The sequence below is a fragment of the Roseateles sp. genome (assembly GCF_039929605.1).
Taxonomy (GTDB): domain Bacteria; phylum Pseudomonadota; class Gammaproteobacteria; order Burkholderiales; family Burkholderiaceae_C; genus Pelomonas.
On sequence record NZ_JBDSQX010000044.1, the window covers coordinates 1 to 22862 of the forward strand.

General features: G+C 66.9%; 27 protein-coding genes and 2 pseudogenes. 15 read left to right on the forward strand and 14 right to left on the reverse strand.

The window, feature by feature from the left end:
- From ABIS05_RS06220 to ABIS05_RS06230, 3 genes and pseudogenes are all read left to right on the forward strand, one after another.
- Window positions 1-118 (forward strand): annotated as a pseudogene (locus tag ABIS05_RS06220) (IS5/IS1182 family transposase); the annotation flags it as partial.
- 18 nt (window positions 119-136) lie between these two features.
- Complete coding sequence (locus tag ABIS05_RS06225) at window positions 137-1270, forward strand: PAS domain-containing sensor histidine kinase (RefSeq protein ID WP_348014171.1); 1134 nt, start codon at window positions 137-139, stop codon at window positions 1268-1270.
- The gene (locus ABIS05_RS06230; protein WP_348014172.1) at window positions 1267-1926 is read left to right on the forward strand and encodes a response regulator transcription factor; all 660 of its coding nucleotides are present in this window, start codon (window positions 1267-1269) and stop codon (window positions 1924-1926) included. Before ABIS05_RS06225 ends, ABIS05_RS06230 begins: the two co-directional genes overlap by 4 nt.
- A 79-nt stretch (window positions 1927-2005) precedes the next feature.
- Here ABIS05_RS06230 and ABIS05_RS06235 read toward each other — a convergent pair whose 3' ends face one another.
- On the reverse strand, window positions 2006-2320 hold the full coding sequence (locus ABIS05_RS06235; RefSeq protein ID WP_348014173.1) for a helix-turn-helix domain-containing protein: 315 nt from the start codon (window positions 2318-2320) through the stop codon (window positions 2006-2008).
- Window positions 2304-2615: a type II toxin-antitoxin system RelE/ParE family toxin gene (locus ABIS05_RS06240; protein ID WP_348014174.1), complete on the reverse strand. Its 312-nt coding sequence runs from the start codon at window positions 2613-2615 to the stop codon at window positions 2304-2306. Before ABIS05_RS06240 ends, ABIS05_RS06235 begins: the two co-directional genes overlap by 17 nt.
- A gap of 175 nt (window positions 2616-2790) precedes the next feature.
- Between ABIS05_RS06240 and ABIS05_RS06245 the strand changes: the two genes are divergently transcribed.
- Window positions 2791-3594: a hypothetical protein gene (locus tag ABIS05_RS06245; protein ID WP_348014175.1), complete on the forward strand. Its 804-nt coding sequence runs from the start codon at window positions 2791-2793 to the stop codon at window positions 3592-3594.
- Here ABIS05_RS06245 and ABIS05_RS06250 read toward each other — a convergent pair.
- Both ABIS05_RS06250 and ABIS05_RS06255 read right to left on the reverse strand, forming a co-directional pair.
- On the reverse strand, window positions 3591-4145 hold the full coding sequence (locus tag ABIS05_RS06250) for a hypothetical protein (RefSeq protein ID WP_348014176.1): 555 nt from the start codon (window positions 4143-4145) through the stop codon (window positions 3591-3593). The two genes, ABIS05_RS06245 and ABIS05_RS06250, sit on opposite strands and share 4 nt — an antisense overlap.
- A gap of 108 nt (window positions 4146-4253) precedes the next feature.
- Window positions 4254-4550: pseudogene (locus ABIS05_RS06255) on the reverse strand (DUF2145 domain-containing protein); the annotation flags it as partial.
- A 250-nt stretch (window positions 4551-4800) separates the two neighbouring features.
- Here ABIS05_RS06255 and ABIS05_RS06260 point away from each other — a divergent pair.
- The 4 genes from ABIS05_RS06260 (at window position 4801) to ABIS05_RS06275 (ending at window position 7339) form a co-directional block, all read left to right on the forward strand.
- A complete protein-coding gene (locus ABIS05_RS06260) occupies window positions 4801-5667 on the forward strand; it encodes a DKNYY domain-containing protein (protein WP_348014177.1) in 867 nt (288 codons plus the stop codon).
- A complete protein-coding gene (locus ABIS05_RS06265; protein ID WP_348014178.1) occupies window positions 5664-6605 on the forward strand; it encodes a hypothetical protein in 942 nt (313 codons plus the stop codon). The genes ABIS05_RS06260 and ABIS05_RS06265 overlap by 4 nt, the downstream gene beginning before the upstream one ends.
- A gap of 106 nt (window positions 6606-6711) precedes the next feature.
- Window positions 6712-6999 (forward strand): hypothetical protein, encoded by a 288-nt coding sequence (locus ABIS05_RS06270; protein ID WP_348014179.1) that lies wholly within the window; start codon window positions 6712-6714, stop codon window positions 6997-6999.
- Window positions 7000-7009: 10 nt separating this feature from the next.
- Window positions 7010-7339 carry a hypothetical protein gene (locus ABIS05_RS06275; RefSeq protein WP_348014180.1) on the forward strand — a complete coding sequence of 110 codons (330 nt, stop codon included), beginning with the start codon at window positions 7010-7012 and terminating at the stop codon, window positions 7337-7339.
- Window positions 7340-7675: 336 nt separating this feature from the next.
- Here the strand turns inward: ABIS05_RS06275 and ABIS05_RS06280 are convergent, their stop codons facing one another.
- From ABIS05_RS06280 to ABIS05_RS06295, 4 genes are all read right to left on the reverse strand, one after another.
- Window positions 7676-8839 carry an NF038122 family metalloprotease gene (locus tag ABIS05_RS06280; protein ID WP_348014181.1) on the reverse strand — a complete coding sequence of 388 codons (1164 nt, stop codon included), beginning with the start codon at window positions 8837-8839 and terminating at the stop codon, window positions 7676-7678.
- A 142-nt stretch (window positions 8840-8981) separates the two neighbouring features.
- The gene (locus tag ABIS05_RS06285; protein ID WP_348014182.1) at window positions 8982-10196 is read right to left on the reverse strand and encodes a type II toxin-antitoxin system HipA family toxin; all 1215 of its coding nucleotides are present in this window, start codon (window positions 10194-10196) and stop codon (window positions 8982-8984) included.
- On the reverse strand, window positions 10183-10449 hold the full coding sequence (locus tag ABIS05_RS06290; protein ID WP_348014183.1) for a helix-turn-helix transcriptional regulator: 267 nt from the start codon (window positions 10447-10449) through the stop codon (window positions 10183-10185). Before ABIS05_RS06290 ends, ABIS05_RS06285 begins: the two co-directional genes overlap by 14 nt.
- 94 nt (window positions 10450-10543) lie before the next feature.
- On the reverse strand, window positions 10544-11779 hold the full coding sequence (locus ABIS05_RS06295) for an MFS transporter (RefSeq protein WP_348014184.1): 1236 nt from the start codon (window positions 11777-11779) through the stop codon (window positions 10544-10546).
- A gap of 227 nt (window positions 11780-12006) precedes the next feature.
- Here ABIS05_RS06295 and ABIS05_RS06300 point away from each other — a divergent pair, with 227 nt between their 5' ends.
- On the forward strand, window positions 12007-12267 hold the full coding sequence (locus ABIS05_RS06300; RefSeq protein ID WP_348014185.1) for a hypothetical protein: 261 nt from the start codon (window positions 12007-12009) through the stop codon (window positions 12265-12267).
- A 139-nt stretch (window positions 12268-12406) separates the two neighbouring features.
- Here the strand turns inward: ABIS05_RS06300 and ABIS05_RS06305 are convergent, their stop codons facing one another.
- Window positions 12407-12991, reverse strand: a complete 585-nt coding sequence (locus tag ABIS05_RS06305; protein ID WP_348014186.1) for a putative glycolipid-binding domain-containing protein — start codon at window positions 12989-12991, stop codon at window positions 12407-12409.
- Between the two features lie 124 nt (window positions 12992-13115).
- Between ABIS05_RS06305 and ABIS05_RS06310 the strand changes: the two genes are divergently transcribed.
- The 6 genes from ABIS05_RS06310 to ABIS05_RS06335 all read left to right on the forward strand — a co-directional run bounded on the left by ABIS05_RS06310 (window position 13116) and on the right by ABIS05_RS06335 (window position 18169).
- The gene (locus ABIS05_RS06310; RefSeq protein WP_348014187.1) at window positions 13116-13808 is read left to right on the forward strand and encodes a hypothetical protein; all 693 of its coding nucleotides are present in this window, start codon (window positions 13116-13118) and stop codon (window positions 13806-13808) included.
- 196 nt (window positions 13809-14004) lie between these two features.
- Window positions 14005-15384: a CmpA/NrtA family ABC transporter substrate-binding protein gene (locus ABIS05_RS06315; protein ID WP_348014188.1), complete on the forward strand. Its 1380-nt coding sequence runs from the start codon at window positions 14005-14007 to the stop codon at window positions 15382-15384.
- 141 nt (window positions 15385-15525) lie between these two features.
- Window positions 15526-16395, forward strand: a complete 870-nt coding sequence (gene ntrB / locus ABIS05_RS06320) for a nitrate ABC transporter permease (RefSeq protein ID WP_348014189.1) — start codon at window positions 15526-15528, stop codon at window positions 16393-16395.
- Window positions 16385-17263: an ABC transporter ATP-binding protein gene (locus ABIS05_RS06325; protein WP_348014190.1), complete on the forward strand. Its 879-nt coding sequence runs from the start codon at window positions 16385-16387 to the stop codon at window positions 17261-17263. Before ntrB ends, ABIS05_RS06325 begins: the two co-directional genes overlap by 11 nt.
- Window positions 17260-17703, forward strand: coding sequence for a cyanase (gene cynS, locus ABIS05_RS06330; protein ID WP_348014191.1), 444 nt, complete (start codon window positions 17260-17262; stop codon window positions 17701-17703). Before ABIS05_RS06325 ends, cynS begins: the two co-directional genes overlap by 4 nt.
- Window positions 17704-17707: 4 nt before the next feature.
- The gene (locus ABIS05_RS06335; RefSeq protein ID WP_348014192.1) at window positions 17708-18169 is read left to right on the forward strand and encodes a nuclear transport factor 2 family protein; all 462 of its coding nucleotides are present in this window, start codon (window positions 17708-17710) and stop codon (window positions 18167-18169) included.
- 19 nt (window positions 18170-18188) lie between these two features.
- Here the strand turns inward: ABIS05_RS06335 and ABIS05_RS06340 are convergent, their stop codons facing one another.
- The 5 genes from ABIS05_RS06340 to modB form a co-directional block, all read right to left on the reverse strand.
- Window positions 18189-19763 (reverse strand): MutS-related protein, encoded by a 1575-nt coding sequence (locus ABIS05_RS06340; protein ID WP_348014193.1) that lies wholly within the window; start codon window positions 19761-19763, stop codon window positions 18189-18191.
- A gap of 110 nt (window positions 19764-19873) precedes the next feature.
- Complete coding sequence (locus tag ABIS05_RS06345; protein ID WP_348014194.1) at window positions 19874-20671, reverse strand: TOBE domain-containing protein; 798 nt, start codon at window positions 20669-20671, stop codon at window positions 19874-19876.
- Window positions 20668-21369, reverse strand: a complete 702-nt coding sequence (locus ABIS05_RS06350) for an ATP-binding cassette domain-containing protein (RefSeq protein WP_348014195.1) — start codon at window positions 21367-21369, stop codon at window positions 20668-20670. The genes ABIS05_RS06345 and ABIS05_RS06350 overlap by 4 nt, the downstream gene beginning before the upstream one ends.
- Complete coding sequence (modA, locus tag ABIS05_RS06355) at window positions 21366-22097, reverse strand: molybdate ABC transporter substrate-binding protein (RefSeq protein ID WP_348014196.1); 732 nt, start codon at window positions 22095-22097, stop codon at window positions 21366-21368. The genes ABIS05_RS06350 and modA overlap by 4 nt, the downstream gene beginning before the upstream one ends.
- Complete coding sequence (modB, locus tag ABIS05_RS06360; protein ID WP_348014197.1) at window positions 22094-22777, reverse strand: molybdate ABC transporter permease subunit; 684 nt, start codon at window positions 22775-22777, stop codon at window positions 22094-22096. The genes modA and modB overlap by 4 nt, the downstream gene beginning before the upstream one ends.
- Window positions 22778-22862 lie beyond the last annotated feature (85 nt).

The window sequence follows — 22862 nt, forward strand, 5'->3', positions numbered from 1 at the left end:
CAAGCTGCTCGTGCGATACGAGAAACTCGATCGCAGCTTCCTCGCGCTCAACCACATCGCCGCAGCGATCATCGCGTTCCGCAAGGTGCCGCTGACAATAAACATTATTTACGGATAGGCTCTTAATCTCATGAGCATGCCTTTTGCCCTTGACCACCCCTCGACCGCCTCGCTGCTGCTGGAAAGCACCGGCGAAGGCATCTTCGGCATCGACATGGCCGGCTGCTGCACCTTCGTCAACCGCGCTGCCTGCGAGGCCCTGGGCTGGCGCACGGATGAAGTGCTGGGCCGCAACATGCACGAGCTGATCCACCATTCGCGCGAAAGCGGCGCCCACTACCCCGAGTGCGATTGCCCCATCTTCAACGCCTTCCGCCGCGGCGAGCCCTGCCGCATCGATGACGAGGTGCTGTGGCGGGCCGACGCCAGCCACTTCCCCGCCGAGTATTCGAGCTACCCGGTCATCGAGCACGGCGAGGTGCAGGGCGCCGTGGTCACCTTCGTCGACATCTCGGCCCGCCGCCAGGCCGAGGCGCTGCTGCGCGCCAGCCATGACGAACTGGAGCTGCGTGTGGCCGGCCGCACCGCCGAGCTGCGCGAACTGGCCCACCACCTGGAGGCCGTGCGCGAGACCGAGCGCAAGCGCATCGCCCGCGAGATCCACGACGAACTGGGCTCCCTGCTCGTGGCGCTGAAGATGGACCTGGACTGGCTGGCCCGCCGCGTGGGTGACCCGGCCCAGCGCGAACCCATGGTGGGCAAATGCCAGCGCATGGGCGGGCTGGTGGACACCGCCGTCGAGGCCGTCGGCCGCATCATCACCGACCTGCGCCCCAGCATCCTGGACCATCAAGGCCTGTGGGCGGCGCTGGAGTGGCAGGCCCAGGAGTTCCAACTCGCCGGCAGTGACGAGCGCCAGGTGGACTTCAAGATACATGTGGCGGCCGATGTCGCCGCGCCGGAAGGGGGCCTGGCCATCGCCGTGTTCCGCATCTTCCAGGAGGTGCTGTCCAACATCGCCCGGCATGCGCGCGCCAGCCACGTCGCCATCCGCATCGACGTGGATGCGCCGCCGGGGCCGGTGCTCTACCTGCAGGTGCGCGACGACGGCGTGGGCGCCGCGCCCGAGGCGCTGACCGACGCGCGCAGCTACGGTGTGCTCGGCATGCGCGAGCGGGCGGGGCACTTTGGCGGGCGGCTGGGCATCGAGAGCTTTCCCGGGCGGGGCACGACTGTGAGACTGGTGATGCCGTTGGAGACCGAGCAATGACCATTCGGGTGCTGATCTGCGACGACCACCTCATCGTCCGCCAAGGCATCAAGCAGGTGCTGGCCGAGGCCGAGGACCTGCGCGTCGTCGGCGAGGCGGCCAATGGGCCCGATGCCATCCAGCAGGTCCGCGCGGGTGGCGTCGACGTCGTGCTGCTGGACATCGCCATGCCGCAGCGCGACGGGCTGGACATCCTGAAGGCGCTGAAGTCCGAGTTCCCCAAGCTGCCGGTGCTGATGCTGTCCACCTACCCGGACCGCCAGTACGCCGTGCGCAGCTTGAAGCTCGGCGCGGCGGGCTACCTGAACAAGAGCGCGGACAGCGAGCAGATGATCGACGCGGTGCGCAGCGTGGCGCGCGGCCGGCTCTTCATCACGCCCAGCGTGGCCGAGCAACTGGCCGGTGCCGTGGGTGCGGGTGGCAAGCGCGCAGACGACGAGCAGCCGCTGCACGAGCTGCTGTCGCACCGCGAGTACCAGGTCTTCAAGCTGCTCGCCGCCGGCCGCAGCGTCGGTGAGATCGCCGAGCAGCTCGTGCTGTCGCCCAACACCGTGTCGACCTACCGCACCCGCGTGCTGGAGAAGATCGGCGTGCGCAACGACGTGGAGCTGGCGCTGTTTGCGGTGCGGATGGAGGGGGCGGGGAGCGCCGGGTAGCCGCTTGCGAGTCAGCCGGTTGGCCCTGCCCGGAAAGGGCAGCTCCGCTTGAACGGGGTGTTCGGCACGCTGCGGCTGTCTACTGCGCCGAGACTGCCAGAACGGCCTTCGGATTCGTGCGGGCGATTGCAAGCAGCGTGCGTGCTGCACCGCTTGGCTGCTTCCTTCCCTGCTCCCAGCCTTGCAGCGTGCGGACCGAGACACCCAGCAGGTCAGCAAACTGAGATTGAGACAGGCCGGTGGCTTCTCTGGCTTGCGTGGCCGTCGAGACCACCACCTTGCCCTTGCCGGCTTTCATGTCCTTGATGGACTGCAGGATCTCCGCGCCAATGTCTCGCTTTGCCTCAAACGCAGCGATGTCGGCAGGGCTGAGCTTTTTAGATTTCGAGGGCACGACGGATCTCCTTGAGTGTGCCGAGCGAGATGTTCTCTGACTCGGACTTGGCATACAGCGTGAGCAGGTAGACCTCGCCGGCTTCGTTGCGGGCGAGGTAGACGATCCTCACGCCACCAGACTTTCCCGTCCCTTCGCGTACCCAGCGCACCTTGCGGACGCCGCCCGAGCCTCTGACAACGGAGCCAGCCTCGGGATTCAAAGCAATGAAGGACGCGAACTCGGCGCGCTCGTCTTCGTCCCAGTACCGGGGCCAGAGCTTCTGAAAGATGGGGCTCTCGACGACGGTGAGCATGCTTGGAATGTACGCCTAAGGCGTATATCCGTCAAAAGGTGTGTCGCGGGCCAGCGAGCCGAACGCCTGCGCCTGCGTGAGCCGCACTTCCCAAGATGCAGAGCCGGGGCTGGGCGCTTCGCGGTAAATTGCCGCCGCATTCAACACGACGCGCCCAGGGCGTGAAGGACCTGCCTTGACCACCCGCACCGATCCTCAAACCATTGCGCAAGCCTTCACCGCCGCACGCGCCGCTGGCCGCTCGTTCGACAGCTATCCGGGCACGCCGCCCGCGACGCTGGCCGAGGCCTACGAGATCCAGGCCGCCGCCATTGCGCGCTGGCCCGCCGCGGTCAAGGGCTGGAAGGTTGCGCGCGTCAACCCGGCGTTCGCCACGCAGTTCCCGGAAGAGCGCCTGATCGGCCCCGCGTTCGCGCCCAACGTCCATCACGTGGAGCCGGGCGGCACGGCGCAATGCCCGGTCTTCGACGGTGGGTTCGCGGCCGTCGAGGCGGAAGTCGTCATCGTCGTCGCGGCGGATTCGCCAGCAGGCAAGAGCGACTGGACGGCGGAGTCCGTCATCCCGCTGGTGGCGTCCATGCACATCGGCGTGGAAGTGGCCAGCAGCCCGCTCGCCACGCTGAACGACATCGGCCCGGGGGCCGTCATCTCCGACTTCGGCAACAACTGGGGCGTCGTCGTCGGCGCCGAGATCGCCAACTGGCGCGAGCTGGAAACCATCGCCGTCGAGACCTTCATCGACGGCCAGTCGGTCGGCACCGGCAAGGTCACGATCAAGCCCGGGCCACTCGGCGCGCTGGCCTTCACGTTGAACAAGCGTGCCCAGCAAGGCGAGATCCTGCGGGCCGGCGACGTCATCTCCACGGGCATGATCACCGGCGTGCATGACATCCGCATCGGCCAGCAGTCGCGCCACGTGTTTGCCGGCGTCGGCGAAGTGCTGGTGCAGATCACGCGCGCCACGGCGACGAGCGCTTAAGCCAGTTGGCGCAGGGCGGCCAGGGCGTCCTCGGGATCGTCCTGGCCGCGATAGCGCAAGTTCAGGCGCGGCAGCGTGGCGCCGAAGTGGGCGGCGACCGAGCCGTCGGCGGGGATCAGGAATCTCACGCCTGTCCATTGCTGAGCGCACACCGCAATCGGTTGAAGTGCCGCGCCTGCACCGGCGCCGGAGGACTCGACGATCCACGTCGCCTTGCCTCCCGCGATGCGGGCGTTGCTGAGGTCTTCGAGGGCCAACGCCACCAGCGCGCGCAGCGTCGTGCCCGGTGGCACGGTGATGCGCCGGGAAGGCGCGTCGTCGCTGGCGTGAACGGTCCCGCGCTCGATCCGCACTGTCAGATTCACGGCTGCTGCGTGGGTCGATGCTCTGCCGCGTGACCCAAGCCGCAGACCGAGGTAGAAGATCGCCGCGCAGGGCAGCATCGCGAGGCCCGCCATTAAGGTCAGGCCGAACACCCAGCCGAGCAGGTCGCTGCTGAATAGCTTCGCGAGCAGCAGCGTCACAACCGGGAAGGCGATGACGGCAAGCACGATGAACGCCTTGATGCGCCCGTGGGCCACGCTGGCCCTGGCGGGACGCAGGCATTCCGAATGCAAACCCCGCAGCGAGCAAGCCGCCGATGCTGACGGCGGCGCCGATCATGACTGGCCTCCACGGATAGTCACGGGGGCATGGCCGAGGCCGCTGCGCTGCAGCCAGGCGAAGACGGAGTCCACCGTCACCGTCTCGATCCGATCCGCGAAGCGCTTCTCGTTCGGGTGGTCGTCAAACGCGACGTTGGCGGCCGTGGCCCGCGCGCCGAGGCGCTTCAGCGGGCCGAGCTTCAGCGGCGTGGGCGCGTAGCCCTTCATCAGCATCCACGCCTGCGCCTGCCGCCGATCGGCAACCGTGACCGCCGACAACGCGCTCGCCTCGGAGGCTTCTGCGTGGGCGTTGACCGAGAACGTCGTGACGAGCATGAAGGCGAGGGTGGAGAGGGAGGGGAAGGCGGACATGAAAGAACTTGTCTGAAGTGGGGGTAGCAGGCACGGCTGTCGGCAGCTCTCGTTGTTCCGTCGTTTCATCCGCGCGCCGTCTTGTTTCATTGGTTGCACGCCAACAAATGAAACATGCGGGAGCCTGCCGTGAAACGCCTCTGCGACCTGCGGCGGCCACACTGTCGTTGCTCGAACAATTGGTACCTGCATGCGCTCTCGTCTTATCTGGCCGACCTGGCTCCTTGTCGTGCTCGCGGTCTTCGGACTTGTCGGCTGTGACAGGGCGAACTACCACCGCAGCAGCGGCCAGTGGATGCATGGCGATGCGTCCTTCACCCCGCAGGACCCGGCGAGCTTCGAACCGCTCGACGAGCGCTTTGCGCGCGACAAGCTGCGCGGCTACTGCCGTGGCGCCGTGATCGACGACAGTGACGGCGCGAGCTTCACTGTCGTCTCGCAGACGGAGGCCCGCGACCGCAGCAACGTCTACCACTGCGACACCTACCGGAAGGCGCAGGAGTACTGGACCGCCCAGCACCTGCGCATCGTGCAGATCGAGGGCGCCGACGCGGCCACCTACGTCTCGCTCGGTGAAGGCTATGCGCGCGACAAGCATCGTGTCTACATCAGCGGCGTGCCGTTCAAGGTGCGCGACCCGGCGAGCTTCGAGCCGCTGGGCGGCGACTTCGCACACGATGCCGAGCGCGGCTACTACGCCCGCGTCGAGATCCCCGGCAGCCACGGCCCGAGCTTCGAGAGCATCGACGCACGCGACACCGCCTACGCCCGCGATCGCGCGAACGCCTACTACGGCTACCGCGACGCGGCATCATCGGACTCGACCGGCTACCCACGCCGTGCCGTGCGAACGCTGCGCGGCGCTGACCCGGCCGCGCTGCGCGTGCTCGGGCGTGACTACGCCGCCGATGCGCGCCATGTGTGGCATCAGGGGCAGCCAGTCGTCGGCGCCGATCCTGCGACCTTCGTGGTTGAAGCGGCCGACCAAGGGGCGGCCGATGCCCAGGACAAGTCGGGTGGCTGGAAGTCCGGCCAGCGCGTGGGGGTCGCCAAATGATGCGGCTCGGCCAGGTCTTCTGGAGCATCGCCATCCTCGACGCGGCCTTGCTCGCCATCTTCTTTGCCATCGCGTTGCAGGACAGCGGCGGCCGCCAGGACGGCGGCCGGGCGATGGGCATGTTCTTCTTCGTGCTCGTGCCGGCCGTCGTGCTCGGCGCCGCCATGCTGCTGTTCCATTTCAGCGCCGGCTGGCCGATGAAGTCGATCGCGCTGTTCATCGTCGTGGTGCCCGGCCTGTGGTTCGCCAAGACGCAGGTCGAGGGCTGGACGATCGACCGGCGCATCGAGGCGAACCGCCAGGGCGTGGGCTACTTCGAGGGCGACGCGATGCGCCAGATGGGCGCTGCGGTCGTGCAGCGCGATGTGGCGACGCTGATGCGCATCGGTGCCACGGTGGACGTCAACACGCCGGGCCGGGACATGACACTGATGCGCCTCGCCGTCGACAGCCCCGACACCCGCATCTCGGACGGCAACGAACTGCCCGTGGTGCGCGCATTGCTGGCGCTGGGCGCGCAGGCGAACGACGCGCTGCCGGTCGCCTGCGTTCGCTTCGATTCGGCGTTGCTGACCTTGCTGCTTGCGGCTGGCGCCGATGCCAATCTGAAGGTCTCGCCCCAGGAGCCGCTCGTGTTCGGCGTGATGAGCAGCGTCACGCCCGCCAATTTCAGCCTGCTCGCGAGCCACGGCCTCGACCTGAACAGCAGCTCCTACGACAACCCGCTGGCGGTGCAGCTGGCGATCTACCGCCGTTGGGACCTGCTCGCGATCCTGATCGAGCTGCGCGGCGACACGGCGCGCGCGCGGCCCGACGGCCGGACGGTGGGCAGCGAGCTTGCCAGCCAGATCGCCGAGGAAACCGCAGCCGGGCGCGAGCCCCCGCCTGAGCTGAGGCGTGCCCTTCAGTTGCTGAACGACAAGCGCGTCGGGCCCTGAGCCCGGCTTGCAACAAACGAAACGCGAAGACGCGCCGCGCGCAACGCCATTGCGACCGGCGCGCAGAAAAATCAACGCTCACCACTTCTGATTCAGGACGAAACCCATGCCGATCTCCAATTTCCGTGCGCGCACCGCGCGCCACCTGCTCGCCGCGCTCACGCTGTCTCTGGCAGCCGGCGCCGCGAGCGCCACCGACGCCACGCGCGGCATCGAACAGGGGCTGGCCGCCGCGCAGCAGGACAAGCGCGGCGTCACGCTCTACGTGGCGGGCCAGGCCATCGGCGGCGCCGTGACGCGGATCGAGCCGGGCCTGTGGGTCGAGCTGAAGAGCCAAGCCTTCGGCAAGATCATCGTGCGCCTGGATCGCATCGACGGCATTGCCGCGCCTTGAGGAGCACGACGTGTCGAACCCGATGTCCATCGAAAGCGCGCTCGCCGCGCACTTCAAGCAGCCCGACGGCCCGAGCGTGCCCGGGGTTTCGTGGCTTGTCCGCATCGAGCATGGCGGCCAAGCCTGCCACGCGCGGGTGAAGGCCCTGCTCGCTGCAGACGCGAGCCGCGCCACCCGCCGCGACGAGGGCTACCAGGCGCGCGTCACGATGCAATACCTCGCCGAACTGATCGAGAGCGGCTGGAACCCGACGGATGAGCGTGAGCACACGATAGAGATCGGCAACCCGACCGGCAGCCTGCCCGGAGCCGCGCAACGCCCGTGGTGGCGGTTCTGGTGAACTTCTGGGATCACCCCAAATTCACCCGGCCGACCGACGCGGTGGGCGACTGGCACTTCACGCGGAGCGCCGGTTCGCGCACTGGCGCAGGCAGTTGCGCATCGTCGCCAAGAGGAAGTTCGTCCAGGGGCAGTGCGGCCTCGCCGATGAGGCGGGAACGGGCAGAGCCGGGCTGCACGGGTGCTGCGGGGGGCTGATGGCGCCGCTGCGACGCAAGAGCGTGGCGCCGATAGCACCGCGCGCTTGCCCGAGGATGGCCCCATGAAGATCGCCCCGGCGCAGCCGCGTGCCCTGCACGCGCTGCCACCGGGGCGATCCGCCGAAGCGGCGTGAGGCTCAGCCTTGCTTCTTGCGGCGGCGCGTGACCAGGCCGGCGGCGAACAGGCCCAGCAGGGCGACCGACCAAGTCGCCGGCTCAGGCGTGGCGAACTGCTCGTAGACCTGTGCGGTCGTCAGCGCGTAGGCGGGATTGGCCAGCACATCGATGCTCACGTTCCAGCCGATGGCATCAAAGGCCGCGAGGTCCAGCGCGGTGATCGAATCCATCTTGCCGCCACAGATGTAGGGATTCATGATGCCCAGGAAATCGTTGCAGGGTGTGGCCTGGTCGGGCTGCTTCCAGTGCGAGGCCTGGTTGCCGTCGCCGGTGGTTTCGCCCGTCGAGAAGTAGCCGCCCGACAGGGCCGTGACGCCGCCGTCCACCGAGAAGTAGGACGCCTGGTTCGGCGCCCAGTTCAATTGACCCGCGGCGCTGTAGCGGAACATGTCCAGGCCGTAGGCCCACCAGGCATCGTCGACCGTGCCGTCGTAGCCATCGGAGTAGTCGAAGTCGTCGGCACCGCTGACGAAGCCCAGCGCATGGCCGATCTCGTGGATGGCCACGCCGATGAAGTCGTAGGTCCCAGCCGCAATGCCGTCAGTCGGATTGAAGTCGAAGGCGAACTCGTTGGAGAACTGGATGGTGCCGTCGATGAAGCTGGGGCCGAGGTCGATGCCCAGGGCCTTGACGTTGGCCGTGGTCAGGGCCAGCGTGCTGTTGATGGCGTCGTCAGGCGCCAGCCGTGTGCCGCCGGCAATGTCGATGCCGGTGCTGGTGGCCGGCGCCAGATAGGCCGGCACCAGGGCCGACACGCCGCCATTGCCATTCAATGGCGACAGGTTGGCCAGGGCCAGGGTGTCCAGCGCGCTGGTCTTGTTGGCGTCCAGCAGGGCGTAGTAACTACTGATCGGCACGAAATCGATCAGGCTGGAGCCGGTCGAACCCAGCACGCCCGGGGGCAGCCCGCCGTAACCGACGTTCAGCTCGATCGTGGCGCTGTTGGTCAGTACCGATTCCCAATACTTGGCGGCGATCTTGAAGCCGGCCTCGGCCTGCGTGCCGGTCACCTGAGCGGCGCCGCCGATGTCGTGCAGGACGATGGTGGCGGCCCCGGCGGGCGCAGCCAGAGAGATTGCCGCAGCCGACCCGAGTAGGAAGGACTTGATTGCGGAGCTGAGCATTGGGCTTTCCTGTTTAGTAAAAAGATGCGCGGATGCTAGTGCCCAACTCACCGGTGCTTGCTGCGTTGCAACATCGCGATGTCCCCCTGTTTGAGGGAGGTATTTACCCTAAAAGCGCAGGCTTGCCGGTGGCGCGCGGCCGCTACCGGCGAAACGTCTCGACGTATCGCCTGGCCTCCTGCCGGACGATCTCATCCAGCCCCGGCAGCTTCGCGACGAACGGCGCCAGGTCATCCAACGCCCGAAGCGTGATCTCGGCGAGCGCCACCAGGCGAGCGTGCACCTTCGCATTCGGGATGTCGCAGCGGTGGCCGAAGTCCAGCAGCCCCTGTCGCGCCGCGAAGAAACTCTTGTTGCCCATCAGCTCCAGCGCCAGCGTGTCCTCGGGGATGTAGAGCCGGGTGCAGACGATGTCGTAGGCCGGCGCCATGCGCACCTCGCCGCTCACCTGCTCATACAGCACGCCGAAGTTCTTCATGTGTGCGTCGCCGTTGCCCAGGATGCACGACAGCGCCACCATGTCGAACAGCTGCGTGCGCGCGGCGGCCCAGTGCTCGGGGCTGCAGTAGAGGCTCAGCAGCTTCAGCGCCTGGGAGTAGCTGCCGACGTACTTCTGGTCGGCATCGCGCCCGGCCAGCACCAGCATGTCCTCGAAGCCGAGGATGCGGCCGTCGGCAGGGCGGTCGAAACGGCGCATCACGAACAATTCGCCGTCCTCGGACAGGTAGAACTCTGGGACCGGTATGCGCGCGCGCCTGGCCACGCTCATGCAGAAGAACTCGTTGATGGCCAGGCCGGGGAACTCGCCCAGCCCCGACTTCACGATCAGCTCGGAGGTGGGCAGCGAGGCCTTGTACCCGGCCGAGGGAAGACCGGCCTGCGCCTCGGGCACCAGCACCTTGGGCTGCACGCCGCTCAGGCCGCTGCGCGTCAGGTAGGTGTCCACCAGCCGCGCGAACATGTCCTTCGAGCCTTTGCTGGCCAGCAGCTCCGCCAAGCTCTCGCCCGGCGCTTGCGGCACGGGCGCCGCACCCTCGGCCGAGAAGCGCAGCCGCCCGATCGGTACCTGTGAGCCGATGACAGTCAGCAGCAGCAGCGGGTCCATGCCGGTCGTTTTGGCCAGGCGCTGGCGCAACTGCTCCAGCACATAGCCTTCCGGCAGATTCATCTGGAAGACCGGGTGCAGCGACTTGTGCAGATAGGGCTTGATGCGGCGAGGCATGCCCAGAGCCGGCACTGCCAGGTCGCCGGCTTGAGGGTCGAACGCGAAGACGTACTCGCCTTCCCGCTGCAGGCGCCCGGCCAGGCCTTGTGGCGTGGTCACCAGCACCGCCGGCGCGCGCTCAGACATGCTCATCGCCCATCAAGGCGCCAATCTCCTCCAGCGTCGGCCGCTGCGCTGGCACCAGCTGGAACTGCGCGCCCAGCGCCGCCGCAACGCGGGCATAAGACGCGACCGCCACGCCGGGGCGGCCGGCCTCGACGTGGATGACCTTCAGCCGTGGAATGCCGGCGCGCTCGGCGACGTCGACCAGCCGCAGCCCGCGCGCCTGGCGCATCTCCTTGAGCCTGGCGCCCATGGCCTTGACGGTGGATTCGAAGTCGTTCACAGCGTGCAGGGTATCTTATTTAATACTCTGCACCGTACAGGTATCGAAATTGATACTTATAAATGACGACGTCAGGAAGCCTCAGGGGATGGCCTCACGCCGCCATTGCCGCCACCGACGGCCGTCGAGGCAGCCGCATGAACGCCAGCGCCGACAGGAAGGAACAGATGCCGAGCGCAAACGCCCCGATGAACAGCCACGTATAGCTGGACGTCGCGTCAAAGATCAGCCCGCCCAGCACCGGGCCCAGCGCCATGCCGACGCTGCTGGCCATCGTTGTGCCGCCGATCACGGTGCCCATCATGCGCAGCGGGAAGTTCTCGCGCGCGATCACCGCGAACAGCGGCATCACGCCGGCATAGGTGAAGCCGAACAGCGCGGCCACCGCGTAGAAGCTGCCCAGCTCGCGCGCCTGCACATAGCCCAGCACGACGACGGCCTGCGCCAGCAGCGCCAGCACCAGCGTGCGCGCCGCGCCGAAGCGGTCGCCCAGCAGCCCGAACACCAGGCGCCCGCCCATGCCGGCCAGCCCCTCCAGGCTGTAGATCGACACCGCCGCCATCAGCGGGATGCCGCAGGTGACGGCATAGCTCACCGTGTGAAAGATCGGCCCCGAGTGCGTGGCGCAGGTCAGGAAACTCGTCAGCACGAGGATCAGGAAGGGCGCCGAGCGCAGGGCTTGGCCGACCGTCATGCCGGGCTCGTGCACGGCGCCGGCTTCGGCTGCCGCTGCGGCCTGGGCCAGCGCGGGCGGCCGCCGAATCAGCATCGCCGCCGGCAGCATGACGGCCGCCACCACCGCCGCGATGATTTGCAGCGTGCTGCGCCAGTCCTGCGCCTGCACCAGCCAGGCGGCCAGCGGCGACATCGTCAGCGGTGCCATGCCCATGCCGGCTGACACCAGCGACACGGCCAGGCTGCGCCGCGTGTCGAACCAGCCGGTCACGCAGGCCATCAGCGGCGCAAAGATCGCTGCGGCGGCCAGACCGACGACCGCGCCGAACAGCAGTTGGAAGGCCAGCAGCGACGTCGCCAGGCTGGCCAGCGCCAAGCCCGCGATCAACAACAGCGAGCCCGCCATGACGACGGCGCGCGGCCCGATGCGGTCCGACAACGTGCCCCAGGCCATGCTGCCGATCGCCATCGCCGCGAAGGCGATGGTCATCGCGGCGGAGATGCCGGTGGTGGACCAGCCCGTGTCCAGCGCGATGGGCCGCAGCAGCACGGGCAGCGAGAAGAGGGCGCCGATGGCCACGCAGCCCAGCAGGCCGCCGGCGGCGACGATGACCCAGCGGTAGTGCTCGCGCAGAGCGTTTGTCCAGGAGGGCATGGCGGGTCCTTTATGGTGCGGAACGATGCCGCAGTCTCACCATGAAGACGAACGAGCCGGGGCTGGATCGACAGCAGCGCGGCTGTGTCGTGGCGTGATTCGGGTTTGCAGGAGGCGAGTGCGTGGCGGCGGCGTCGCGCCAGAAATGAAACAAACGCCCGCGGTGCCTGAAACGGCCCGGCGACCCGCGGTGGGCACAGTGCAGTCCATTCACCAGGAGCAGCCTCATGTTTTCACGACGCTTTCGCGCCACCTCAGCCCGCCATGTGCTGGCCGCACTCACGCTCTCTCTCGCGGCGGGAACTGCGTGCGCCACCGACGCCGCGCGCGGCATCGAACAGGCGCTGGCCGCCGCACAGCAGGACAAGCGTGGCGTGACGCTCTACGTGGCCGGCCAGGCCATCGGCGACGCCGTGACCCGCATCGAGCCGGGCCTGTGGGGTCGAGCTGAAGAGCCAGACCTTCGGCAAGATCATCGTGCGCCTTGATCGCATCGAGGGCATCGCCGCGCCTTGAGGAGCAAGCCGTGTCTACAGTCCTGTCCATCGAGAGCGCGCTCGCCGCGCAGGTGCGGTGCCATGCGGAGCGTTCTTTCGCGGTCGCTGGCAGTTGGTGAGGTATGGCGCTTCAGCCTGCCTTGAGGACGCGGCGGAACAGCTCCGGGTAGTCCAACACGATTTGATGCTCGTCCACCTCAAGCTCCACCTTGAATTGCGTCTTGTCTAGGCTTTCGAACAGATAGCGCCGTTCGCTCAGCCGCGTGTACGCCTGCGGCTTCAGTTCGAGCGTCAGGTCCGGCGCCGATATCCACGCCATCCGGAACTCGCGCCGTTCGCCTACCTGGAGTTGCGCACGCCAGAGTGGCAGGCTGTTCGTCATCGGCGTCGGCCAGATGTCGATGTCGATGCATCCCTCCAGCGCCGACAGCGCATGACCTTCGGCGTCCGTCCACTGGCCTGCGCCGTCTGACCGCAGGTGCATGTGTTTTGTCCCGGCGTCGGTCCGGACCTGCAGATCCGCCTCTCGCACCCGGTATGTGTCGTCCCACCGGATCGAATAGTGGAGACGGATGGGCGTTCCCGATTTATCAATCGCCAGCAGCACGCTGTCTGCGCCGCCGTCGCTCAACAGGAGATGCTCGAGGCCGACGGTCTCGAAACCTGGGCTCCATGTGGGTGACCAGCAGATGGATCGTTCGGTGGCTTGAGGCATCGGTGGGCTCTCGATGGGGGCTTCCGGGAGCGGTTGATGATGCCAGCGGCCTGTCCCGTTTGGCGATACAGCTGGGTAGGTTAATGGGATGGATTGATAAGTAATCGTTCGGTAGCATCCCAGCATGAACGAAGCTGATGCCAGATATCTAAGACAAATGCAGGAAATTTCCGTTCGCTTCGCTGCTATAAACCGAATCATCGATTCGACGAAGCCGAAGAATGTCCGGACGGAGCTCGATAACGAATTCCTGTGGCTCCAACTGCGTACGGTTGTCGAAGTGATGGCATTCAGTGGCATTACTGCCGATCAGGAGCGATACGCGGCCCTTCGCGCCGAAGTCCTTAATAATCCCGATTACACGCGAGATGGCAAGGTAAACAAGATCCTGCCGGAGCTGGCGAAGATATCGCCACACTTTTTGCCGATCTCTCTTGCGGAGCACGCGGACCGGGATGAGAGAGGGCGTTTGCGCCTGGATAGGACTTCCTACGTCGTGGAGCTGACGAAGCTCATAGATATTCATGAGCGAGCTGGCGAAAACCTTCATGCTGACAACCCGTTCTCCCCGGCAAAAAGGTCGGAGACGGTCGAACGCCTGAGAAGGTCACGCGAAACATTCCTTACAGACTACGCTTATGTTTGGGGAGTACTGAAGTTCCACGCCAAGGTGTGCTTGGAATTCGATGTGGCTGTAGATAAGCCAACCGAGCCAGCGAACGCAGAACGTGTTTGGCTCGTGCAGTTTGATAAGCCGAGGAAGGGGCACGTTTCGATGCTTATCGGCCAAGCCGTGTTTGATCCTCAATCGAGTTGACCGAAAAAGTGCCCGATTGACTGCGCGGTCTGGAAAGTAGCCAAGCGACCACGCGGTGACAGGCTGCGTGCGCTTGTCTACCCTATCAGCCCCACGTTTTCCCTCGTAGTTCCACCCCTACAAAAACTCGCCGCCCACCACGATTCCGCTAGTCCGCGCCGATTCCTAGAGTCGCTCCCATCCCCAGGAGCACTCGATGACCCACGATCCCTACGACGCTGACCGGCCCCTGTTGATGCACTGCGCCTGCGGCCAGCACGCCAGCGCTGCCGACCATGCGGCCGCCGAGCTGCGCACCCGTGCTCAGTCGGCCGAGTTCGAGGCCGAATCCGCCAGCTTCGTCGAGGCCACGCTGGTGAAGGCGCTGTTCCCGCAGGACGCACTGCGCCGCCGCTTCCTGCGGGCGGTCGGCCGCAACACGGCGATGGCCGCCATCGGCAGCGTGCTGCCGCTGGCCAGCCTGCAGGCCATGGCCCAGGACAAAGGCCCGCTGGAGAAGAAGGATCTGAAGATCGGCTTCATCCCCATCACTTGCGCCACGCCGCTGATCATGGCCAAGCCGCTCGGCTTCTACGAGAAGCAGGGGCTGAACGTGGAGGTCGTGAAGACGGCGGGCTGGGCGCTCATCCGCGACAAGATGATCAACAAGGAGTACGACGCCACGCACTTCCTGTCGCCGATGCCGCTGGCGATCAGCCTGGGCCTGGGCGCTCCGGCCACGCCGATGAATGTGGCGACGATCCAGAACACCAACGGCCAGGCGATCACGCTGAGCGTGAAGCACAAGGACAAGCGTGACCCGGCGATGTGGAAGGGCTTCAAGTTCGCGGTGCCCTTCGAATACTCGATGCACAACTTCCTGCTGCGCTACTACGTGGCAGAGGCCGGTCTGGACCCGGACCGCGACATCCAGATCCGCGTCGTGCCGCCGCCCGAGATGGTGGCCAACCTGCGCGCCGGCAATATCGACGGCTTCCTCGGCCCGGACCCCTTCAACCAGCGCGCGGTCTACGAGGAGGCGGGCTTCATCCATCTGCTGACCAAGGACTTGTGGAACGGCCACCCCTGCTGCGCCTTTGGCACCAGCACCGAGTTCATCCAGAAGAATCCCAACACCTTCATCGCGCTCTACCGCGCGGTGCTGACCGCCGCCGCCATGGCGCGCGAGGCCAAGAACCGCGAGCTGATTTCCAAGGTCATCGCCCCGCAGGCCTATCTCAACCAGCCCGAGACGGTGATTGCCCAGGTGCTGACGGGCAAGTTCGCCGATGGTCTGGGCAACGTCAAGGTCGTACCCGACCGCGCCGATTTCGACCCCATGCCCTGGCAGAGCATGGCCGTGTGGATGCTGACGCAGATGAAGCGCTGGGGCTACCTGAAGGGCGACGTGAACTACAAGCAGGTGGCTGAGAAGGTCTTCCTGTTGACCGATGCCAGGAAGCATATGAAGGCGTTGGGCATGGCCGTGCCGGACGACAAAGCGGGCGGCTATCCGAAGTTCAAGGTCATGGGCAAGGAGTTCGACCCGGCGAAGGCTGATGCCTACGTCAACAGCTTCGCCATCAAGCGGGCCTGACATGACGCCGATCTTGTCGCCACAGTCCATGAACAAAGCCACAGAGACACAGAGGCACAGAGGTGCTCGGACCGTGCCTGCATCCCGCTCTCTCTGTGCCTCTGTGGCTTTGTTTCAAGCCGCTTGCGCGGGAACCTTGACATGCAGAAATCCCTGAACTTCCGCGCCGGCCTGCTGTCGCTGCTGCTGCTCGGCTGCCTGCTCGGCCTGTGGCATCTGGCCACACTGGGCGGCATGCAGGCGGCGCCGACAGCCGCCATGACGCCCGAGCAGATCGAGTACGCCCAGCTGATGGGCAAGCCGGTCGACGCCACGCCTGTCGCGGCCAAGAGCGGCTTCCCGACGCTGGCAGTGATGGGCAGCACGGTGCTGCACCACCTGTCCGAGCCCTTCTACGACCGCGGGCCCAACGACAAGGGCATCGGCCTGCAACTGGCCTACTCGCTGGGCCGCGTGGGCGTGGGCTATCTGCTCGCGGCGCTGGTCGCCATCCCGCTGGGCTTCGTCATCGGCATGAGCCCGCTGATCTACAAGGCGCTCGACCCGTTCATCCAGGTGCTCAAGCCCATCTCGCCGCTGGCCTGGATGCCGCTGGCGCTCTACACAATCAAGGACTCGGCCGCGAGCGGCATCTTCGTCATCTTCATCTGCAGCCTGTGGCCGATGTTGATCAACACCGCCTTTGGCGTGGCCGGCGTGCGGCGCGAGTGGCTGAATGTGGCGCTCACGCTGGAGGTCAGCCCCCTGCGCCGTGCCTTCGAGGTCATCCTGCCGGCGGCGGCACCCACCATCCTGACGGGCATGCGCATCAGCATGGGCATTGCCTGGCTGGTCATCGTCGCGGCCGAGATGCTCGTCGGCGGCACGGGCATCGGCTACTTCGTCTGGAACGAGTGGAACAACCTCAGCCTGCCCAACGTCATCTTCGCCATCCTCGTCATCGGCCTGGTCGGCATGGCGCTGGACCTGATGTTTGCCCGCGCCCAGAAGGCGATCACGTATGTCGACTGAACTCGTTCAAGTGCAAGGCCTGGCCAAGCGCTACGGCGATGCGACCGTCTTCGATAACGTCAACTTCACGCTGACCGAAGGCGAGTTCGTCTGCATCATCGGCCACAGCGGCTGCGGCAAGACGACCATCCTCAATGTGCTGGCCGGGTTGGAGCAGGCCAGCGAGGGCCATGTCTTCATGGCCCAGCGCGAGGTGATCGGGCCGGGGCTGGAGCGCGGTGTCGTCTTTCAGGGCCATGCGCTGATGCCCTGGCTCACCGTGCGCCAGAACATCGCCTTCGCGGTGCGCAGCAAGTGGCCGAACTGGTCGCGTGCCGAGGTGGATGCACAGGTGCAGAAGTACGTCGCCCTGGTCGGCTTGACGCCTGCGCTCGACAAGAAGCCCAGCCAACTCTCCGGTGGCATGAAGCAGCGCGTGGGCATCGCGCGTGCCTTTGCCATCGAGCCGCGCATGCTGCTGCTGGATGAGCCCTTCGGCGCGCTGGATGCGCTGACGCGCGGCACCATCCAGGACGAGCTGCTGAAGATCTGCGCCGCCACGCGCCAGACCGTCTTCATGATCACGCACGACGTGGACGAGGCCATCCTGCTGGCCGACCGCATCCTGTTGATGGCCAACGGCCCGCAGGCGCGCGTGGCGGAGGTCGTCGTCAACACGATGAGCCGTGACCGGCAGCGCGCCTCGCTGCACCACGACCCGCAGTTCTATCGCATACGCAATCACCTCGTCGACTTCCTTGTCGAGCGCAGCGCCACGCTGTCCCACGGCCGCGCGCCCGAGCACCCTCCGGAAGTTCGCCCCGGCTTGCAGACCGCTGAAGTCATTTCCCTCGACACCAACCCCGCCATCCACAGGAGCACCGCATGAGCCGCCTCGACGTCACCGAAAAAATCATCGCCACCAAGGTGGCCAAAGGCATCAAGTGGGCCGACGTCGCCGTCGACATCGGCCTCAGCAAGGAATGGGTCACCGCCGGTTGCCTCGGCCAGATGACCTTCAACGACGAGCAGGCCGCCAAGCTGGCCGTGCACTTTGACCTGACCGAGACCGAGGCCCAGTGGCTCAAGGTCGTGCCCTACAAGGGCAGCCTGCCGACCAGTGTGCCGACCGACCCGCTGATCTACCGCTTCTACGAGCTGATCAGCGTCTACGGCAGCACCTTCAAGGAGCTGATCCACGAGGAGTTCGGCGACGGCATCATGAGCGCCATCGACTTCAAGATGGACTTGCAGCGCGAGCCGAACGCAGCCGGCGACCGCGTCAGCATCGTCATGAGCGGCAAGTTCCTGCCCTACAAGACTTATTGAAACCATGAAGCCGCCACTGCCCCCGTTCACGGCCGAATCGGCCGTCCAGAAAGTGCGCCTCGCCGAAGACGCCTGGAACAGCCGCGACCCGGACCGCGTCGTTGGGGTCTACACCGACGACACCGTCTGGCGCAACCGCGCCGAGTTCCCCGTCGGCCGCGATCAGGTGCATGGCCTGCTCACCCGCAAATGGGCGCGCGAGCTGGACTACCGGCTGATCAAGGAGTTATGGGCCTTCATGGGCAACCGCATCGCGGTGCGCTTTGCCTACGAATGGCACGATGACTCCGGCCACTGGTTCCGCAGCTACGGCAACGAGAACTGGGAGTTCACCGAGGAGGGCCTGATGCGGCGGCGCTTTGCCAGCATCAACGACCTGCCCATCGCCGAGTCCGCGCGGTTGTTCTTCTGGCCGCTGGGCCGCCGGCCGGACGAGCATCCGAGCCTGGGCGAACTGGGTCTGTGAACCGTGGGTGGCCCACACTTCAATGCGGGCCGCGAAGATGGTCCCCGCTGATGCGCTCGAACCAGTAGCGCGCACGGCTGGACAGGTGAGCGTCCTGGACGACCTGATCGAACAGCAGCAGTCCGTTCGGGTCGGCGAGCACGCCTGGCTCCACCGAGATGCGGTTGTTGCCCCGCTTGAGCTGCAGGGTGAGGAACTGCGGTAGCAGGGTGCAAAGGATCACGTTGTGCGTCACGACGACAGTGCGCGCGCGCGTGGCCAGGAACTCCAGCACGCTGGCGGAGGCAGAGAGCGCTTCGAGGTTGTTCGTGCCTCTGAACGGCTCGTCCACCAGCACCAGCACCTTGTCCGTCGACGCCACGGCGGACAGCAACTCGCGGCACCGACGGAGCTCGGCGGCGTAGAGGCTTTCACGGTCGGCCATGGAATCCGTGGCGGTTATCGAGCTGATGACGCCGGTCACCTCGCCCGTGCAGCGGATGCAAAAGGCTCCGGCAAACGCCCGCAGAAACAGCGCGTTCACCCCGAAGGCACGCAACAGCGTGCTTTTGCCGGCGGCGTTCTGGCCAGAAATGAACGTGCCACCAACGTTGGTACGCAGACCGGAAAACGCGATCGGCCGCGCAATCCCAGGGTGCACCAGCCCTTCGAAACCCAAAGTGTCGGCCTGTGCAGTGCCGTCGTGCTGCGCGTCGGCCCACGGAATGCCGAGCCGTTGGGGCGCCGTGCCGAGCGCATGCAGGAAGTCGATGCCGCCGCAATACAGGAAGGCGCGGCGGACCACCTCGATGTCGCGCTCCACGCGCCTGATGTCGGCCAGCATGCAGCGGTACTCGCGCAGCATGAAGAGATTGAGATATTCATTCAGCCATTCCCATTGCGATTTGCTGCGCGACAGAGCCTTGCGGATGGCCTCGATGTTTGCGAGCGGCAGCGAGTGGCTGACCGCGTTCGACGCGATCAACGATTCCGCAGTGGTGAGCACCGTGCAGATCCCCGCCCTGACGGCCTTCCACGAGACCAGGAAGGCGTGCAGCCGGATCTGTGAATACGCCATGCCTGCGAGCGCAATGGCCAAGCACAACCAGCCCGCCGGCGCCGCCACACCCGACGCCACCAGCGCCATGCCGATGAGCAGCAACACCGGCACGACGTGCAGGTGGTTGGCCCAGGCCGGCGTTGGATACCGAGCGCCGAGAAAGAGAAAGGGCAACGGGTCATCCGCCGAGTGGCGCAGCGGTTCGAGCAGCGGCTCCAGCGTTTCTGCGTTGCGCCGGACCTCGATCTTCCATGTGACCTGGTCTCGCTGCGTATCCGCCGTTCCGTTGACGAGGGTCGCGTACGCCGCGTAGTGCCCAGCCTTGGAACACGGTGCGAACACCGCGGTCGTCGCGGCAAGCAATTCGAGGTCATCAACGGTCTGCTCGTCGATGCGATGGCCGGATTCATCGGCGCCGTGCCGGGCGAACCGCTCCAGGTGCTCTCGGCTGGGTGGCGAGGCCGTCGAGGGTTCGGCGGGGGCGGTCAATGCAAACAATTCGCGCGCAAAGCGGCGTTCGTTGGCCAGTTCGGCACGGCAGTCCGGCAAGCGCATCAACACCTATCCTCGGGTCAGCAGTTCGATCGAACCCGTGAGTTCAGGGTCAGGCCGCTGATCTAAACCCCAGCCCTGAAAATTTGATCGAGCTCGCCCGCAGCGCCCACTCAAGCGCGCACCGCCAGCATCACCGCGTAGGCCTTGAACACCGCCGTGGCCGGCTGGCCCACGGCCAAGGCCAGGCCGTCGACCGCATCGTTGGTGACGCTGGCCGTCACGACCGCCCCGCCCGGCAGCGTCAGCCCGATCAGCGACGACACCGCGCCGCGCTCCATGCGTGACACGGTGCCGGCGAGCTGGTTACGTGCCGACAGCTGGTAGCCGCCGAAGTCCGTCACCAGCACGACCTCGCTGGACTTGACGAGCGCCAGCGCCTCCTGGCCCTTCTTGACCTTGAGCTCCTGCGCGGCCTCGGTCGTCAGCGAGGCCGTGACCTGCTGCCCGCCGGCCAGCGCGACACGCACCGTCGTCGTCGACGGGCCGGCGGTCACGCTGGCAATGCGGCCGAGGAACTGGTTGCGGGCGGTGGTTTTCATGGTCATCCTTTTCAGCAGTGTGTCGAGCGCCGGTTGCGTGGCCAGCCAGGCGGCCTGTTCGTGCAGGAAGGCGGCGTGGCGGGCCTGCAGTTCGCGCCAGGCGACGAGCAGCGCTTCGCCTTCGGCCGTCAGCCGCGTGCCGCCGCCGCCCGCGCCGCCGGTGGCTTTGTCGACCAGCGGTGCATGCACCAGCGCGTTAGCGGCATCGAGCACCAGCCATGCGCCCTTGTAGCTGTAGCCGGCAGCGCGGGCGGCCTTCTGCAGCGAGCCGGTCAGCGCGAGCGCCGCGAGCAGGTCGAAGAAGCGGCCGTCCAGCCGGCCGGCCAAGCGCAGGTCGCCCTGCAGCAGCGGGTGGTCGTTGACCGTCATGCCAGGTGCTCCCGCAGGTCATGGTCGCGGGCGCGCAAGCAGTCGGTGATCCGCCCGCCATCGACCAGAAAGACCTCGTCGGCCAGCGCGACCACGTCGTCCGCATCGTGGCTGACCATGACGGCCGGAATGCCCCACTGCGTGCGCACCCGCTTCAGCTCCGCGCGCAACTCGCGCCGCAGCGTGGTGTGCAGTGCGGCGAAGGGTTCGTCCAGCAGCAGCACCTGCGGCTTGCTGGCCAGCGCGCGGGCGAGGGCGACGCGTTGCTGCTGGCCGCCGGAGAGTGTGGCGGGCTTGCTGCGCGCCATGGCCGTGAGGCCGAAGGACTCGATCAGTTCATCCACGCGCGCGGCGTCGTCGGTCTTGAGCCGCTGGCGCCAGCTCGTCAGCCCGAAGGCGACGTTGTCGCGCACGCTGAGGTGGGGGAAGAGGGCGTACTGCTGGAACAGATAGCCCACGCCGCGTGCCTCGGGCGGCAGGTTGATGCCGGCGGCGGTGTCCAGCAGCGCGCGGCCGTTGAGCCTGACGTGGCCGGCGCGCACCGGCAGCAACCCGGCCATGGCCTGCAGCGTCAGCGACTTGCCGGCGCCCGAGGGGCCGTACAGCGCCACGAAGGGCGCGTCGGTCGCGAAGGCGATGTCGAGGTCGAAGCGGCGGCGGGTGTCGCTGACGGAGAGTTTGAGCGCAAGGTCAATCACGGTTTGCCGAAGCCGTATTTGCTGAGGATGGCCTGGGCCTCGGCGCCTCCAAGGAAGGCGACGAAGTCTCGCGCCAGCGCGGCGCGCTTGGTGTCCGCCACCACGGCGGCCGGGTAGGTGACCGGCGCGTGGCCGCCCACCGCCATCGCGACGACGATCTTGCCCTTGGCTAACCCCGTGTCGGTGCGGTAGACGAAGCCGGCCTCGACCTCACCGCGCGACACGTAGTCGAGCACCTGGCGCACGTTGTCGGCAAAGACGAGCTTGGGCTGCAGGCCGGTCCAGAGCTGGGCACTTTCCAGCGCCTGCTGGGTGTAGCGGCCCACGGGCACGGACGCCACCTTGCCAACGGCGATGCGCTTGACCGCCGGCAGCGCCAGGTCGCGCACGCGCTTGACGGGGCTGTCCGGCGGCGCGATCAACACCAGCGAATTGCCGGCGAAGTCGCGGCGCGTCTCGACGGCGATGAGCTTCTGCTCGGCGGCGCGGTTCATCGTCTCCTGGTCGGCGCTGGCGAACACGTCGACCGGCGCGCCCTGCGCGATCTGCTGCAGCAGCACGCCCGAGGCAGCGAAATTGAAGCGCACCGTGGCGCCAGGCTTGCTCGCCTCGAAGTGCGGGCCGATCTCCTTGAAGGCGTCGGTCAGGCTGGTGGCGGCCGAGACGGTCAACGTTTCAGCCACAGCGAACAAGGGCAGGGCGGCGAGCAGGAGCAGCAGGCATTTCATGGCGTGGGCCGTTGCAGGAAACGGTTGGACAGCACGAGGATGGCGACCGACACGGCCGACACGACGAGGGCGAGCATCAGCGCCAGGTCGTCGCGGCCGGCCTGCACCGCGTCGTAGATAGCCATCGACGCCGTCTGCGTCTGGCCGGGGATGGAGCCGGCCACCATCAGGGAGGCGCCGAACTCGCCCATCGCCCGGGCAAACGCCAGCAGCGTGCCGGCCAGGATGCCGGGCCAGGCCAGCGGCAGCGTCACGCGCGCAAACGTGCTCCAGCGCGACTGGCGCAGCGTGCGCGCGGCGGCCTCCAAGTTGCGGTCCACCTGGGCGAAGGCGCTGCTGGCGCCTTTGAGCACCAGCGGCAGCGCCACCAGCGTGGAGGCGATGACGGCGCCATGCCAGTTGAAGATGACCGTGTAGTCGAAGCGCTCGCGCAGCCAACCGCCCACGGCGCCGTGCCGGCCCATCAGTACCAGGATGCCGTAGCCCAGCACCGTGGGCGGCAGCACCAGCGGCAGCATGCAGATGGCCTCCAGCAGGCCGCGCCCGGGCAGCTTCGTGCGCGCAAACACCCAGCCGAGCGCCACGCCCAGCAGCAGGGCCAGCGTTGTCGCAACGACGGCCACGCGCAGCGTCAGCGCGAGCGGCGCGGCGTCGAACTGGCTCCAGAGGTCGGTGGGCATGGGTTCGTAATGTAATCGGCTACATCACGATGGGCCGACTGCGGCGCGGGCAAGCGCGGCCGACTATCCTGGCGCGCAAACCGCC

What these genes read in the sequence shown, in the direction of transcription:
- ABIS05_RS06225 (WP_348014171.1), top strand. Translation starts at nt 137, where the DNA reads ATGCCTTTTGCCCTTGACCACCCCTCGACCGCCTCGCTGCTGCTGGAA.
- ABIS05_RS06230 (WP_348014172.1), top strand. Translation starts at nt 1,267, where the DNA reads ATGACCATTCGGGTGCTGATCTGCGACGACCACCTCATCGTCCGCCAA.
- ABIS05_RS06240 (WP_348014174.1), bottom strand. Translation starts at nt 2,615, where the DNA reads ATGCTCACCGTCGTCGAGAGCCCCATCTTTCAGAAGCTCTGGCCCCGG.
- ABIS05_RS06260 (WP_348014177.1), top strand. Translation starts at nt 4,801, where the DNA reads ATGCGCTCTCGTCTTATCTGGCCGACCTGGCTCCTTGTCGTGCTCGCG.
- ABIS05_RS06265 (WP_348014178.1), top strand. Translation starts at nt 5,664, where the DNA reads ATGATGCGGCTCGGCCAGGTCTTCTGGAGCATCGCCATCCTCGACGCG.
- ABIS05_RS06270 (WP_348014179.1), top strand. Translation starts at nt 6,712, where the DNA reads ATGCCGATCTCCAATTTCCGTGCGCGCACCGCGCGCCACCTGCTCGCC.
- ABIS05_RS06280 (WP_348014181.1), bottom strand. Translation starts at nt 8,839, where the DNA reads ATGCTCAGCTCCGCAATCAAGTCCTTCCTACTCGGGTCGGCTGCGGCA.
- ABIS05_RS06285 (WP_348014182.1), bottom strand. Translation starts at nt 10,196, where the DNA reads ATGAGCATGTCTGAGCGCGCGCCGGCGGTGCTGGTGACCACGCCACAA.
- ABIS05_RS06295 (WP_348014184.1), bottom strand. Translation starts at nt 11,779, where the DNA reads ATGCCCTCCTGGACAAACGCTCTGCGCGAGCACTACCGCTGGGTCATC.
- ABIS05_RS06300 (WP_348014185.1), top strand. Translation starts at nt 12,007, where the DNA reads ATGTTTTCACGACGCTTTCGCGCCACCTCAGCCCGCCATGTGCTGGCC.
- ABIS05_RS06305 (WP_348014186.1), bottom strand. Translation starts at nt 12,991, where the DNA reads ATGCCTCAAGCCACCGAACGATCCATCTGCTGGTCACCCACATGGAGC.
- ABIS05_RS06310 (WP_348014187.1), top strand. Translation starts at nt 13,116, where the DNA reads ATGAACGAAGCTGATGCCAGATATCTAAGACAAATGCAGGAAATTTCC.
- ABIS05_RS06315 (WP_348014188.1), top strand. Translation starts at nt 14,005, where the DNA reads ATGACCCACGATCCCTACGACGCTGACCGGCCCCTGTTGATGCACTGC.
- ntrB (WP_348014189.1), top strand. Translation starts at nt 15,526, where the DNA reads ATGCAGAAATCCCTGAACTTCCGCGCCGGCCTGCTGTCGCTGCTGCTG.
- ABIS05_RS06325 (WP_348014190.1), top strand. Translation starts at nt 16,385, where the DNA reads ATGTCGACTGAACTCGTTCAAGTGCAAGGCCTGGCCAAGCGCTACGGC.
- cynS (WP_348014191.1), top strand. Translation starts at nt 17,260, where the DNA reads ATGAGCCGCCTCGACGTCACCGAAAAAATCATCGCCACCAAGGTGGCC.
- ABIS05_RS06335 (WP_348014192.1), top strand. Translation starts at nt 17,708, where the DNA reads ATGAAGCCGCCACTGCCCCCGTTCACGGCCGAATCGGCCGTCCAGAAA.
- ABIS05_RS06340 (WP_348014193.1), bottom strand. Translation starts at nt 19,763, where the DNA reads ATGCGCTTGCCGGACTGCCGTGCCGAACTGGCCAACGAACGCCGCTTT.
- ABIS05_RS06345 (WP_348014194.1), bottom strand. Translation starts at nt 20,671, where the DNA reads ATGACGGTCAACGACCACCCGCTGCTGCAGGGCGACCTGCGCTTGGCC.
- modA (WP_348014196.1), bottom strand. Translation starts at nt 22,097, where the DNA reads ATGAAATGCCTGCTGCTCCTGCTCGCCGCCCTGCCCTTGTTCGCTGTG.
- modB (WP_348014197.1), bottom strand. Translation starts at nt 22,777, where the DNA reads ATGCCCACCGACCTCTGGAGCCAGTTCGACGCCGCGCCGCTCGCGCTG.